Origin of the sequence: Chitinophaga skermanii, assembly GCF_003259335.1 — a bacterium.
Taxonomy (GTDB): domain Bacteria; phylum Bacteroidota; class Bacteroidia; order Chitinophagales; family Chitinophagaceae; genus Chitinophaga; species Chitinophaga skermanii.
Map to the genome: position 1 here is coordinate 1 of NZ_QLLL01000017.1, position 13898 is coordinate 13898.

Annotated in this window: 14 protein-coding genes; all 14 read left to right on the forward strand. The window is 38.4% G+C overall.

The window, feature by feature from the left end; translation table 11 throughout:
- Positions 1-249: 249 nt before the first annotated feature.
- Positions 250-813, forward strand: a complete 564-nt coding sequence (locus LX64_RS25475; protein ID WP_111600530.1) for a BfmA/BtgA family mobilization protein — start codon at positions 250-252, stop codon at positions 811-813.
- Positions 814-824: 11 nt separating this feature from the next.
- Positions 825-1787: a DUF5712 family protein gene (locus LX64_RS25480; RefSeq protein ID WP_111600531.1), complete on the forward strand. Its 963-nt coding sequence runs from the start codon at positions 825-827 to the stop codon at positions 1785-1787.
- A gap of 9 nt (positions 1788-1796) precedes the next feature.
- Positions 1797-3413, forward strand: a complete 1617-nt coding sequence (locus LX64_RS25485; protein ID WP_111600532.1) for a type IV secretory system conjugative DNA transfer family protein — start codon at positions 1797-1799, stop codon at positions 3411-3413.
- A 164-nt stretch (positions 3414-3577) separates the two neighbouring features.
- A complete protein-coding gene (locus LX64_RS25490; protein ID WP_148707475.1) occupies positions 3578-3847 on the forward strand; it encodes a hypothetical protein in 270 nt (89 codons plus the stop codon).
- Between the two features lie 333 nt (positions 3848-4180).
- The gene (locus LX64_RS25500; RefSeq protein WP_111600535.1) at positions 4181-6619 is read left to right on the forward strand and encodes a TraG/VirB4 family ATPase; all 2439 of its coding nucleotides are present in this window, start codon (positions 4181-4183) and stop codon (positions 6617-6619) included.
- Positions 6616-7182, forward strand: a complete 567-nt coding sequence (locus tag LX64_RS25505; protein WP_111600536.1) for a hypothetical protein — start codon at positions 6616-6618, stop codon at positions 7180-7182. The genes LX64_RS25500 and LX64_RS25505 overlap by 4 nt, the downstream gene beginning before the upstream one ends.
- A 7-nt stretch (positions 7183-7189) precedes the next feature.
- Positions 7190-7966 carry a hypothetical protein gene (locus LX64_RS25510; RefSeq protein ID WP_111600537.1) on the forward strand — a complete coding sequence of 259 codons (777 nt, stop codon included), beginning with the start codon at positions 7190-7192 and terminating at the stop codon, positions 7964-7966.
- Entirely contained in the window at positions 7966-8610 is a 645-nt protein-coding gene (locus LX64_RS25515) for a hypothetical protein (protein WP_111600538.1), read from the forward strand. The genes LX64_RS25510 and LX64_RS25515 overlap by 1 nt, the downstream gene beginning before the upstream one ends.
- A complete protein-coding gene (gene traM / locus LX64_RS25520; RefSeq protein WP_158538742.1) occupies positions 8567-9550 on the forward strand; it encodes a conjugative transposon protein TraM in 984 nt (327 codons plus the stop codon). The genes LX64_RS25515 and traM overlap by 44 nt, the downstream gene beginning before the upstream one ends.
- Entirely contained in the window at positions 9547-10398 is an 852-nt protein-coding gene (locus tag LX64_RS25525; RefSeq protein WP_111600540.1) for a DUF4138 domain-containing protein, read from the forward strand. Before traM ends, LX64_RS25525 begins: the two co-directional genes overlap by 4 nt.
- The gene (locus LX64_RS25530; protein WP_111600541.1) at positions 10395-11120 is read left to right on the forward strand and encodes a lytic transglycosylase domain-containing protein; all 726 of its coding nucleotides are present in this window, start codon (positions 10395-10397) and stop codon (positions 11118-11120) included. Before LX64_RS25525 ends, LX64_RS25530 begins: the two co-directional genes overlap by 4 nt.
- Complete coding sequence (locus LX64_RS25535; RefSeq protein WP_148707476.1) at positions 11117-11641, forward strand: conjugal transfer protein TraO; 525 nt, start codon at positions 11117-11119, stop codon at positions 11639-11641. The genes LX64_RS25530 and LX64_RS25535 overlap by 4 nt, the downstream gene beginning before the upstream one ends.
- A 10-nt stretch (positions 11642-11651) precedes the next feature.
- Positions 11652-12134, forward strand: coding sequence for a hypothetical protein (locus tag LX64_RS25540; protein WP_111600543.1), 483 nt, complete (start codon positions 11652-11654; stop codon positions 12132-12134).
- 3 nt (positions 12135-12137) lie between these two features.
- Positions 12138-13898 (forward strand): hypothetical protein (locus tag LX64_RS25545; protein WP_148707477.1); only part of this gene is annotated, 1761 nt, incomplete at its 3' end.

Sequence of the window (13898 nt, forward strand, 5' to 3'; positions counted from 1 at the left end):
CCGCAAAGATCACCGCAAAGATCGCCGCAAAGATCGCCGCAAAGATCGGGGCTTATCCGCCCTGACGAACTCCGTTCGTCAGGGGTAAAAGGATAAGCAAGCAGGAACCGTACATAGTACGGTTCGAATTTTATAAGTTGTTGTAAAACAGCTATTTAGATTTTCTTTAGTAGTACTGTTAGTGGTAATAAATGCGTAATGAAATAATTTAAACAATTGATTAACAAATACATAAAAAGTGGTAATAATATGGGTAATGAATACGTTTCGACTAAACTCTTGGTTACTGTTAAGAACCAATTGGATGAAGCAAAAAATGGTAAAGCTCTAAGCGAATATATACTTGACATGCTAACTTTTTTCAAAACGACAGGCGCAAAACCGGAAGATTTTAAAACTCACCCCACAATAGAATTGATGGCCGCGATAAAAAATTTAAGAAACGAGCAAGTAAAAGATACAGAGCGTATTATTGGAATTATTAGGGGAATTGAAAAAAAGCGACTAGCTCACGAACCTGTTCCCCAATCGCCTTTGAACAATGATATGGATAAAGATGTAACTATGGCAATAACCGAGGTAACAAGGTTAAATGAAGAATTGGAGGTGCAGCTTTCTCAGGCACATAATTCTATAAACGTATTACAAGCTGAGCTCCTACAGTTAAAAAATAGCTCTGTGGATGTCGACAAACGTCGTCTTGGAGAAATTAAAGACTGGATCAAGACTAATATTAAAAAAGATGGTGAGGCTGATACCTTTACTATTTCTCTACCTATCTACATGGCACTTTTGGATAAACTTAATATATAAATTTATATAATATGTTTGTTAAAGTTCATAAAGCAGGTAAAGACCCTCAAACATCGAATAAAGGGGGGTGTTCTATTTTAGCAGATTACTTGGACAAAGAAAATAAGGGTAAGATTCAATCTGAAAAGATGGAATTTTTTAACTATTCATACGATACGGTGAGCAAAGGAAGTGCTGTCAAATCCATTGACAGTAATAACAAACATTTAGGGAAAAAAGATTCCAAGTTTTTTATGCTAACCATTAATCCATCACACCGTGAGTTGCAACATCTAATTACACGGGCAACCGGAAAAACTGAAATTACTGATATTAGTCAACTTTCTAAAGCAGATCAGCAAAAGGTCTTTACGGAGCTTAGGAATTACACCAGGTCGGTTATGGATTTATATGCACAGAATTTTGAGCGCCCAAACGTGAAAACTGGTGCCGATTTAGTTTTTTTTGCTAAAATAGAAACACAACGAAAATGGCACTACTATGAAAAGGCTGTTAAAGATGGACTTGCAAGGTCGGGGGCAATGAAACCCGGTCTAAATTTACACGTTCATGTTGTAGTATCAAGGAATGATCGAACTCAAACAACTAAATTATCACCTCACAGTATTAGCAAAGGAGGTAAGCAACAGTTTAACGGAAAGGCAGTACAACAAGGGTTTAACCACGAAAAATTTAAGGAAAATAGCGGCAAACTTTTTAATGAGATATTTTCTTTCAATTCAAAGGAAGTGTATCATTCAAAAAATTATGGGAGAGGTATGATTGGCGACAAAATGCCGAATATGCCAGGGAAAGGCGCCGCGATGGTAAAAGGAAAGGTTTTAAACAAAGTGATTGGGCATGAATCCAGGCAGGTAATAAATGCGGCCATCACTGTGGCCAAAATTGCGATGAATCCCGCGTCTGCCTTATCGATAGCCAAAGAAAAATTATTTGCTATTGCAAAGGGAGCGGTTACCGGAAACGAGCTATAAACTTATCCTATGTTGTTGAATTACTTATTTTTTATCTTATACGCCTTAATTCTGATCATTTTATTTAACGTCCGAATTTGTAGATATCTCATTGTTAACCTATTCTTTTCGTTAGTATCAGTTGTAGGTGCTACATATGGCCTTTTATCATTAATGCAGGGCTATCTTTCTATGACTAAATGGTTTTATGCGGGAATCGGGTTAGAAGTAATCGTAGCGTCAATTTATGGGGTGCTTTTTGGATTAAGACCAGGAGAGAAGGAGGGTAAGAAGCAAAAAGTACAGGAATTTCATTTGGAAACTGAATGCGGTAATACACTCACGTTAAAAAATCCATTTGATAATTTTTTAATATATGGATCTCAAGGAAGCGGTAAAACAAAGTCTATTGGTAAAAACTTGCTGATGCAATATATAAAGTACAATTGGGTTGGGTTTGTTTATGATTATAAAGAAGGAGATTATACACGTACTGCATTCGAATTAATTAAGCGTTTTAATTACGCTTATTCTGTGCATCATATTAATTTTCATAATGTATCGTGTTCGGAACGTGTGAATGTAATTAAACCTTCCGTTGTAAAAGATCCTGTTTTTTTTACAGAACTTCTCTCCGAGTTTTTTATTGCGAATATGTCTAAGGAAGTAGAAAAAATGGATTTCTTCGATGTGGCAGCTATTGGCGTACTTAAGGGAATAGGTTTGAGGTTCTTTTTTGACTATCCTCATATATGTACATTACCGCATATCGTTAATTATATTGCCCAAACAGATTATAGGAAACTTGAAGCGTTTTTGAATGGTAGGCGAGAGTCGAGAGGGGTGGCGGCGGCTTATGTAAGTGGGGAGCAAAGCGAAAAAACAAGGGGAAGTATATTATCAGCACTTGGAGCCATTATAAGTGATTTTTCGATTAACAAACAGGTTCAGTATATTTTATCAGGTGATGACTTTGAGTTTAATTTATTAGATCCTAAGAATCCCAAATTATTACTTCTAGCAAATAACCACCAGTATGATCGAATCCTTTCGCCAGTTGTGGGGATGATGGCAAGCATTTATGCACGAAGTTTTACGATGGAGAACAAACTGAATGCGGTAAATTTTTTAGATGAAGCGACTACTTTCAAAATTGCCAATTTTGAGGGGAATCTTTCGCTTTTGCGCGAATACCGGTTAAGCACTGTTATTTTAACTCAAAGCCCAGCCAAAATAGAAAAAAGGTACGGGCCTCTTGATTTACGTAGTATCGAAACAAATTGCGGGAATAAATTTTTCGGTCGTAACCTTGATATTATAGGTGTTGAAAGTTCGATAAAACAATTTGCCGCCATAGATGAAAAAAAAGTAACCAGCACTACAGGAAGCAGCACACACAGTAGGAGCAGCAGCAAATCAATCAGTCATGGAAAGAAAAAGAAGTACGAACCTGCAGAACTCATGAAGTTAAAGCCAGGTCAATTTGTAGGACGTGCTCAAAACTCCAACTATACCGAATTCGAATTTCAATTTAAACAGTATGTACCAGGACAAGAAAAGGATATTGAAATTAGAAATGTGGTTTTGGAATCAGATTTGATTGATTGCTATAATAAAATAATTGATGATATTATTAATATTGCTTAATAATAGAAAAAATATTGTTATAACCTATTTTTTATTTATTTTAAATTCCATAATAGAAAGACCGATCATCCCCGCGTTACCATTAATAAGAGATACAGTATATAATTCCCCGTTTTTGCAGCAGAGATAATCATACCGTAACCATAACTATTAAAAATTAATAGATGTATTCTGTTCTCTTAACTACCAGTCTGATGGTATTGTTAGACATTAAAAGCTCAATTCAAAAGGCATTTGACGGTTATATTGGCCCCTTAGTAATTGCCTGTTTGATCATTGGTGCGGCAGTAGGTGTCGTAAATGCTTTCCCAAAATTCAAAGAAGATACAAAAGGTGCGTTAGTCGAACTAGGCACCTACCTTTTATTTGGTTTTGCCTCTGCTGCGGTTTTGACCGCTATGGTGGAGGGTTTCAAGGCTTTGAAATTGTATTAACTTTTTTATGGGTAAGATCAAGCCGGTCCGAAAGGGCTTGGAAAGGCCTCTTATAATTAGAGGCCTTAGACAACCCTTTTTTCTTCAATTTTTACTTGTGTTAGGAGTTGGTGCTGTTTTTATTATGGTATTTTTTGTTAATGTATTGCATCAAAACCCTGGAGAAAAGGATTTAAGTGGGTTTGTGCTAAAGGTGGGAGCCGTATTAGCGTTTATAGCTGTCATCTATATTTTTTTCCGGGTTAGAACGAATATATCCAAGCATACATTTAAAAATACCTCCAAAACCATATCCAATAAGGATTTACGCAAGTATCTACAATAGGTACTAAGATGATAAAATCTGCAGAGATCTACAGTTTTCATGCTTCGTTAAGTGGTGGAATGTTCATCACGAAGGGTGGCGCTATTACCCAATGCTTTAAAATGGAAAACCCGCCCCCATACTTGTTGGACGAGAACCGTCTTATTTTGCGCCAATGCGAAATAGAAAGGGCTTTACGATTTATGCCGGAAAACAGCTATTACCACAAACAGGATGTTTACTTAAAGCGTTACTATAAGCCGGGGCAACATTTTAAAGGAGAAACGTTTCTTGAACGAGCTGAAATGGAACATTTGAATAACCGGTTATATTTAGAACATACTTGTTTTATTTGTTTTACTCTCAATGGCCTGGAATCACTTACAGCAGCTTATGAAAAGAACCCTCTTTCCTATTCTAATTCGTTAGTGGGCCGTGATAAAAATCGTCTTGCCGAGTTTCTTGATGCAGTAGAAGGAGTTGTTACAGTTCTGCGAAACTTATACTCCACTTCGATTATTGAGCTTACTGAAGAAGAAGTAAAGAAGCATATTACAGATTATGTAAATGGGTTTCCTGGTGATAACGGTTTATATGATGTTTATTGTGGGGAACATCTATCTATCGGAGAGGCTCGTGGGGCTTTCTTTGCATTATGTGATGAATATTCTTTGCCGAATAGTATTCCATCAATAGTTGAAGATAATTCGTTGCCACAGGCAAACGCCTCTTTGCATATAGCGCCTTTTGAGGTTTTCGGGCTGAATTTACGGGCGAACCATGTTTTTAACCAGATCATTTATTTTTCTGGTCACCAAAAGATGAAAGACAGCCTTCAAAATAGCATAGATGAACATAAAAGGAACCGTTATTGGGCAAAAGAAATAGAGTTCAAAGCCAAGCAGTTGGAGGAACTACAACAAGAAATTATTTTCTCGGATGCCTTTTTATGTAAAGCACATTTTTCTTTACAAGTATGGGATAAGGAATTAGAAGTATTGGAAAAAGCCAAAGATAGAATCAGAGAGCTTTTTAAGCTACAGAGTATTTCCTACTACCAACCATCATATGAAGGTTTAGAGAACATTTTTATAGGAAGTGTGATTGGTAGGGAGAATAAATTGGCGGCATCCTATTTTTTCCCAATAGAGCTAGGCACTGCAGTTTGTTTGGGGGTAAACAATTCTACATATAAAGATGATGAAGATGGCCTGTTATTTAATGATCGGCTTTTTCAGATCCCAATCCGCGTGGATTTATGGGATGAAAAGAAGGTAAGAATACCCGCACGCAATTCGCTCAAAATTGCTAGTACAGGAGCCGGTAAATCAGTAGGAGGCTTATCAGACGTTGCACAAGAATTACAACAAGGATATAGAAACGTGGTGGTGGAATTTGGAAGGGTGTTCTACATTCTCACAAAGTTGTACCCGGAAAAAACGTTACATATTGACTATGATGGTAACAGCCCACTAGGAATCAACCCCTTTTTACTTAAAGAAGGCCTTACACCTGATAAAATCAGTATGCTAACTGCGTTTGTGCTTAAGCTGTGGCGCTCAAAGGAAATCATAGAAGACACAAAGCAATATATCAGTGTTACTAAAATTATCCAGGATTATTATGAATCCTCTCCCCAGGCACCTAGTTTCCCGGACTTCTATAGTTATGTTAAAGACAATTACAGGGAGATTATTACGCGAAGAGAGATAGAGGATGATCCTGATTATTTCAATTTAAAGAGCTTCATTCATATTTGCTCGGTATACATGCCAGGTGGCATTTATGAAAATGTTTGTAAGGTGAATAGCAACGAAGACTTAGTAACCGGTAAAGACTTAATAGTTTTTGAATTAACTAAAATAAAGAAAGACCCCTTCCTAGTTACAATTTTACTAACTATTATTTATGATGTAGTAGAGAATAAAATCCTCTCCGACCGAAGTATAAGAGGGAAGTTATACCTAGACGAATATGCCGAAACCGCTACAATTAAGGACAATTTTAGTGGTGAAGATGTACATAGTACAGTAGCGTTTTTTTATCAAAAATTGCGCAAAGAAAATGGGGCTATTTGTGCCATTATTCAATCGCCAGCCCAATTGCCTGCTGGTCATTTTACAGACGGAATTATCGCAAATACCCAATTGTTAATGGTGCATCCTACGACAGAAACGGTATATAACGATATCGTTACCAAATTCCAAATTACCAACAAAGCACATATTGAATTGATGAAATCTATTCGTAATGATTTTAGTTGTGAAAAACCGTACAGCGAAATGTTTATACGCTTCCAAGATCATTATGCGGTTGTAGTACGCCTGGAATTATCAAAACCGAGGTTTTTGGCGTTCCAATCTGATGGTAAGATTTGGAAATATTTAACAGACTATCAAGATGTTACGGGGTATACAATGGAGAGGGCAATTGAAGACTATTTAAAAAGTAACAATAACCAACTATGAAGAAACTAATCTTTTTCTTGATACTTCTCACTTCGATCGCCTTAACCAGCAGAGGGCAAGGGGGAGTAGTAAGTGCACCTGTATTGGAATCAATTGAAACCGCAAACAAGGCCACTTTGCTTAAACAATTGGCCGAAGGGATAAAGCAAACCGGGGTTTTATCCGACGTGTATTCCAAATTAAAGCAGAGTGTAGAGTTATACTACAAAGTGAGTAATGCGTTGAAGACTGCCGATGTGGTAACGAATGCAATTGACAAACAAATAACATTGGTAAATACTTGTTCTGCTGCACTCAAAGATATTCAACGTGTAAAAGGGGCTTCTACTACGAGTATTCAGCGGGTCAGGCGCAATATTGCAACTGTTGTGGATTCATACAAAAGCAATATCGATATGTTGCGTCAGCTTATTACAGAAGATGGCCTTCGCATGGATGATGGAGCCCGTTTACAGTTAGTAATGGAAATTGATGATAAAACCGCAGAAGCAACCCGAAAAGTAAGGAGTTATCAATCCAATTTTGAAGCCGCCGCAGCTGCAAAATTGATTTTAAAGCAATAGGTTAATTATGGCAGATATTCCAGTAACGGAATTTAATATTACCAGCATTTCGAAGGCTTATATGCAGTATGCGACAGAGCCACTTTTAATTTCTCTTTTGGCTATTTCTGTTTTTTGGGGTGAAGTAATGGCTATAAAGCGGTTTCTAAAGGAGTATTGGGCGAATTTGGAGAATGGCAGGCTAACCAATACTAAGCGGATTTATTCGCATCTGTGGCAACTATTGTTCACCACTAGCATTCTTCTTATGATGCCCGTCGCACTTAGCTTTTTTGAGTATATCCTCAATGAAAGTATGCAAGAACTTATTTTTTATGCTGGGGGTGAGCCCAAAGGTGGATTTGCTACGATCGTGAAAGAAATCGAGGATATGGAAGAACGTTACCCAGAAGGACCTTCCTTTTTTTTCGATAGTTTACCAGACTTATTGGCATGGTTTAATATTATCGTAGTAAAACCCGCGATAGCCGTACTTATCAGATGGGAATACGGTTTATTTCTGGCGGGTCGTTTTTATTGGTTGATTTTACTAGAAATTGTTTTCCCGTTTGCATGGCTATCGCTGGCAAGCGAAGATTCTTCACAATATTTTTATACATGGCTTCTTAACCTCTTTAAGTGTTACCTGTTGATGCCCGCTTTTGTGATTGCTATTGGGTTTGCAGATGTACTAATGATTACCGTTTTTGGCGACCCTTACTCGTTACTAGCATTGATCCTACAACTAATTGTTAAGTTTTATTTGCTCAAACGGGCTACTGAATACGTTTTCAAATTATTCTAATGAAGAAAAGCACTGTTTTAAGTCGTTTTAACGAATACTCTTTATCTAAAAAAGCCAGCACCAGGAACGGGCTGCTTTTCCTGGCTGCTTTTACCTTCTTGGTGGCGTTGGTATTCATTTACGCTACCAGGATTATCCAGGATGCTAAAAATACGATCATAGTCGTAGATAGGGGAAGTGGGGAGCTTTTAAAGTCAAATGTCACTTACTATAACAAGTTGATGATATCGCTTATAAAGAATCATTGTGCTAATACTGCTTATTATCTCAATTCATTTGACCGGTATACGCTAGATCAAAATATGGCAAAAGGCTTATTCCTAGTCAATCGGCCAGATGCCCAGAAAATATTTAAAAAGTATAAAGATCAACGTGGTTATGGTGATGCCTTAGAGCTTGGATATGTTTACCAAACAGAAATGGTTGAAGTTCTTGAACTCAATACAGACAAAGAGCCATATAAGGTAAGATTTAAATCAATACTTCAAATTTACGAAGATCATAAAGTAATTACCAGGTATACGATTGTAAGTGATGGGGAAATTCGTCGTAGTGCGGCGCAATGGCCGGAAAACCAGAACGGTCTTTACTTTACCTCATATGAGCAAACATACCAACCGCTTAAAATTGATGAAAATGAATAGGGCGCAAATCATCGCCGTGGCGACCCTTTCCCTTGCGGTGATAAGTTTTATTTTTTGGATGGTAGCACGTTCTTCCGACACGGCAGGGCCTAGTATTGGGAATTTCACTGATGACGATGGGAAATTTACCTACAAAGACATGATGAATAACATGGAGAATAAACATTTTTATGAAAAGCTATCGAACGATGGGGAACAGGATAGCGCTATAATAATAACAAAACGATTAGAGGTGGAAAGTCATGCTACGGGGCGATTGGAATCGTCGGTAGATCCTGCAGCTCAAAAGGCTGTTGATGATATACGCTCATTCAAGGCTGATATTAAAAAAGAGGGCAAACGAGAAGATGAAATTATTGCGGAGATAGTCAAGAGAGAGACAAAACAAGATTATATAAATAATTCAACAAATGCCTCTCGAAACGTAGAAGAATCTTCATTACCTGTTAATAGCTCTTCCAATAACCTGGTATTCGGCACCCCCCAAAAAAACAATTTGAATGTCTTGGTAAAAGCTGTAATTCTAAATACTGTAGATGTGAGGAATGGCTCAACTGTACGCATAATGGTACTTGATAATGTTGAGTTGAATGGTGTTGCATTTACTAATTCTATGATTGTGAAAGGAATAGTCAGCATTAGAGATTCCCGCGTATTAATTACAATACCAGGTCATGACACGGGGCAGCAAACGGGCTTTTTTTCTGTGTGTGACAAAGATGGAGTAGAGGGATTACTTATTGAAGGTAGTATCAATACGGAGGATAACCCCACTAAAGAAGCCGTAAAGGAAGAAGCGGAGCAACAGATTTCACAGGTTGTTGGAGGGGGGATGATCGGCAGCGTTGTCCGAGTAATGAAATCTTTTGGAGCTGTCAAACGTGAAGTAGCCGTTAAAATTCCTGCGGGGTATAAGGTGTTAATAAAAACATTCAAATGAGGCAATTCTACTTAACTCTTTTGGGATGTTGCTGTGCAATGGTCACATTTTCCCAAACAGCGATTCCAGTTAGTAAGTTCAAACGAACTTTTATCCTGTTGCACAATATCACCCCTATTTCAACGAACATCGGTGGCGAAAATGGTGCAATCGTCTTGGAGCAGCAGCCAACAGACATGGACACCCTTTACATTATTCGATTACAGGCAGCAAGAGAAAACTTTCAATCTACTAATATGCTCATAGTGAGTAAGGACACTTTAATAGAGTTAACCTTGTACTATGAAAGAGATCCCCGCGTTACCATGTACCCCTTTCATTTTTCAGAAAAAAAACAAAGTGCTGTCATACCTAATACTCCCGCTGTCAAACAAAACGGCATATCTGTTAATCCTCAAAGCCTGGTAACATTCAGAAGTTCGAACAGTAAAGTTCGACGCTCAATAAAATCGGATGGAATGTTGGTGATATTGGATAATGTAGGGATGGACGCAGCAGATGAACATTTATTCTTACGTTTCCGGGTTCGTAATACAACAGCCGTAGCCTTCAGCCTAGACTATTTAAAGTTTATTGTGCACAGTAGCGACCAAAAAACATTTTCTAATACGAAACAGGCAGCAACCGACGATTACCCTTCATTTTTATCCGACACTGCAAATAAAACTACTATACAGGCAGGAGAAGAAGAGGTATTCATTTATGTAATTGACCGATTACCGCCCAAAAGAAGGAAGGATTTAACCGTCGTTTTTCAAGAAGCAGCGACCAGTGCAGACGGTAGAAGTTTGACGATGAAAATTCCAGCGACATTATTTGCACGTAAAGAAAACATTTCAAGATTATGATAGGAAAATCATTTCTACTGTTATCATTATTGATTTATTTTTTTGCTGCAAAGGGGCAGAATATTGAAGAAATTACCTTTTGTGGGTCATCGGTGCCTATCGAGCGTAAAGCTGTCCGCAATCGCCTTAAAAGTGCCATTTCTGCTAAAATAGTTGAGCTTAACGATTCTACATTTTTACAGCGCGTTCAATTTTACTTACCATATTTTTCTATTGTCCTTAAAAATTATGGCCTTCCCGACGACTTAAAATTCATTGCGGTAGTAGAAAGCCGCCTGTTACGTGGGGCCAATAGTGTGGTTGGTGCTGGGGGGGTATGGCAAATTATGCCAGCAACAGGGCTCGGAGAAAAACTACTACCCACAGAACGGCATAAGATCATCGCTAGTACTCATGCAGCCTGTCGCTTGCTGCGAAAGCTATACAACCAATTAAAGGATTGGCCTCTAGTGTGTGCTGCTTACAATTATGGAATAGGCCGCTTATATCGTGCAATGAAGAAACAAAATAGTTTCAATTACTATTCTCTGCAGCTCAACCAGGAAACGGCAAATTATGTCTACAATATCATTGCGTTTAAGGTCATAATTGAAAGCCTGGAAAATGCTGAAAATCAACCGCCACAAAGGAAAGACGGGCCGAAAGAGATTGAGGTAAAATCTTCTAATGATTTAATTTTTGTCAAACCCCATCACGACACTTTAATACACAAAATACCGTGAAACAATTAACTGTAGCTATTATCATATTTCTGCTATCAATGAATTTCAGCCTTGCCCAAGTGCATCAACAAGGTACAGCAGCATTAGATTTATCCATATCCAAAACCGGTGTTGGTGTAATCGCTGGGGCAGGATATTTGAAAAACTTTAATGATAACGCATACATATATGCCAGGGGGCTAGTTGAATTGGGACGTATGTACAATTTTAAGTATACCCATATTGGTCTTGACCTATCGGCATATTACTCCCCATTCGTTGTGTCTGATTTTTTTCAATTAAATCTTGGTGTAGGCATAACTACAGGGTATGAAAATATCCGAGGTGTCAGTAAAACTAAAAATAGTAGTGTGGGCCTAATGTTAGGAGCAAAAGGAGGGGCTAATATTGAGGCTTTTCTTAGTGACCAAGTTGGTTTTTTTGTTTTTGCAAATCAAGCCTATATGTTTAAAAAATCCCTCGGTAGTGCATACTACGAGGTTGGTGTTGGATTGCGCATTTTCTTGAATAATTATTACTAAATATAATAATATGAAAAAAGCCACAGTCATTATGCTTGCCGTGATCGCGTTTTCTTGTAAAAAAGATAAGGGAAGCACTGCCAGTGCGGGTTTTGAGGAAGGGAAAAAGATTGAAACGGCCGTAATCGGCCATAAATATAGGATTGAGAGCATTACTTCTGAAAATGGAGCAGATGTTTCCGGTTTATTCGCATCCTGTATAATGGATGATATCTATTTTTTTAAAGATCGGGGAACCATCGAAATTGGACAAGGAGCAAACAAGTGTGGTAAAGAGGGGCTAGACAAGAAAAATGGGAGTTGGGCCATTGCCTATGATGAGAATGAAGTTAGTGCTATTCAAGTACCGTTTTTTGAAAAAGGAGCTGATTATTACCAAACGAAAGAGTTTTTAAAACCGCTTTTTAGCGTCAACCTGGATTCTGGTACGATCATACTACAATTTAAGGTAGGTACTTCTACATATTCTATTAAGCTGGTACAAACATTATAAATAATGAAAAAGCCCTTTCTATTATTGTTTTTTTCCCTTTTTATGAGGCAAGCCTTTTGCCAGGTTCAATTCCCGTTGGGTGTTGCAAACAGGGATGGCACGGCTGTTATAGAGGTAATAGGAAGGCAAGCTACCTACCCAACTTACAACGACAAGGTTTTCTATGCTGATCCAAATGGAAACGCTAATTCCTACCTGTTTCCAGATTTTGGACAAGCAAGCACATCAATTGGTGGGTGTACTTTCGGGAGTAAGTACATGTATTGGGTTGTTGAGTATAAAGTTGATAACCTCAATAACGTTAGAACACTAACGATAAATCCATCGCCAGGTGATTATACTAAAACAGTTGTTGTTGTTGCGCATAATGTAAGACGCACTCAATGCGTAGGAGGGGGGGAAAATAACTCATTTATCAACGTAAAGTCCTTTACCATTAAGGTTGAAACGCCGGAGTGGCAAGATCTCGAGGATTTAAAAAATGTATGTAATAATGTTGATAATGAATACAACTTAGTAGATCATTTTTCGGTGAAAGAAGGTACAAACTTCTATTTGGATAACATAGGTAGCACACCAATTACGAAATTAAACCCCAAAGACCTTTCACCTGGTTACCACCGCCTTATTGCACAGAAACGTTACGACAACGGTACTCCAGATCCCCAGTTTGGCAGCAAACCAGGCATTGTAACAACTGTTTTCGAGTTTAATGTTTTAGAAGGAGTACCTATCACCTTAACGCCATATCCATCTATCTTGTGCAATAACGGTACACCCATCACAATAGTAGCAACACCGACAGGCGGAGCATGGGAGGGAAGGGGAATCGATGGCGCTGGAAATATAACGCCTTCATCTGCTTCTATTGGTAGAAATATTTTCACTTACAAATTTACTAATACCAATAGTTGCCTATCGACAAAATCCATAGAAATATACGTTAACTCTGCGCCGACAATAGATGTGGAGGATTTAGAGGTTTGTAGAACAGGTGAGCCGTTTAACTTGCTTGTAGCTCTGCCTGTAGGTGGCAATTATGTTGGACGTGGGGTTGTAAATAACATATTTTATCCATCACAAGCATTAGTCGGTTCAAACTCGATCCGATATTTTTATACCGATCCTAATACGGGATGCAGTGCAACAGGAGATTTTTCCATTGAAGTTAAGGATGCAGATAATTTCCGAGTAGGCGATGACTGGTTAACCTGTAGCCTTTCGGCAGAAATTGACTTGAATAATAGGTCGGGGGTTTCACCGAATGATGGTACTATCCTATGGAGTGGCCCCGGTGTAATTAATAATAAATATTTCGATCCAAAAGTTTCGGGAGTTGGACTTCATACTATAACGGGAACCCTTTACTATCCAGAAACAGGGTGTACCTTCCAAAAAACAGTAGTAGTAAAGGTGAGCGTTGGACCTACTGTGGAAGCAGGCGAAGCAATGGCAGTTTGTAATAATGCAAGTTCCTTTTTGATACCAGGAGGCAGCCCAACGGGTGGAACATGGACCGGATCATATATTAGTAGTAACATTTTTACTCCCACAGCCACATTGCCAGGTGATTATATTGCATCATACACATATGATAATGGGGAGTGTGTTTTAACAGCAAAGAAAATAATTTCAGTAAAACCCGCGCCGGTGGTGTCTGTCGGGCCTGCCCTAAGCATCTGCCGAAACGCGGGGCTACAACCTTTACCCGCTGCCGTGCCTACCGGTGGCCGGTGGGCGGCTGATGGTGATTACCTGGACGCG